General features: G+C 69.6%; 2 pseudogenes. One reads left to right on the top strand and one right to left on the bottom strand.

The window, feature by feature from the left end:
• A pseudogene (locus tag A5702_RS07135) lies at nt 1-282 on the top strand (hypothetical protein); the annotation flags it as partial.
• A gap of 4 nt (nt 283-286) precedes the next feature.
• On the opposite strand, the pseudogene A5702_RS07130 reads toward A5702_RS07135, so the two are convergent.
• A pseudogene (locus A5702_RS07130) lies at nt 287-828 on the bottom strand (VWA domain-containing protein); the annotation flags it as partial.

Below are 828 nucleotides of genomic sequence, written 5' to 3'. Positions count from 1 at the left end.
CGGTTCGGCACCAAGACCGGCGAGATCGAGATGGACGGGCAGCGGGTCGCGGTGCCGGTCTCGACGGACCAGATGAAGATGATCGCCAAGCTCTCCGGCGGGCAGTCCTACACCGCCGGCACCGTCGACGAGCTGTCCAAGAGCTACAACGCCATCGAGAAGGACATCGGCTACCGCACCGTGCCGGGTCCCGGCAGTGCCGGGTGGTTGCGCCTGGGCGTGCTCACCGCCCTGATCGCGACGGCGCTGGCGCTGCTGATCAACCGGCGACTGCCGGTCTGATCGCTCAGGAGGGCAGCCGGCGGTTCAGGAACAGGCCGGCCAGGACGGCGCCGGCCATCGCGACGGCCCCCAGCAGCATCCAGGCCAGGCTGGCGTCGCCCTTGACGGTTTCGTAGCCGATCTGGCGCTGCAGAGTCGCGTAGACGTCCTTCAGCGACTCCAGGCTGTCGGCGTGGAACGACTGGCCGTCGGTGATCTCGCAGATCTTCTTCAGCGTCTGATCGTCGACGGGAACCGGGATGGTGGCGCCCTCGTACTCGACGGTGCCGTACGGCGTGCCGAACGAGATCGTCGAGATGGGCACCCCCTCGTCGCGGGCCAGCCGCGCCGCGGTGTAGGCCCCGTCGTGCGGGTCGCTGGGGTTGGACGGCTTGTTCTCCTTGCCGTCGGACAGCAGCACGATGCGGGCCGGCGGCGGCGTGTCGCCACCGGTGATGGCGGTGGCGCTGACCGCGTGCAGGGCGGTGAAGATGGCCTGCCCGGTCGCCGTGCTGTCGGCGAAGTCGAGCTTCTTGAGCGCGTCGATCGTCGCCTGGTGCTGCGGCG

Source organism: Mycobacterium sp. E3339 (genome assembly GCF_001666915.1).
Taxonomy (GTDB): Bacteria; Actinomycetota; Actinomycetes; order Mycobacteriales; family Mycobacteriaceae; genus Mycobacterium.
Note: the sequence above shows the minus strand (reverse complement) of the source record. Positions and strands in the feature narration are given on the sequence as shown.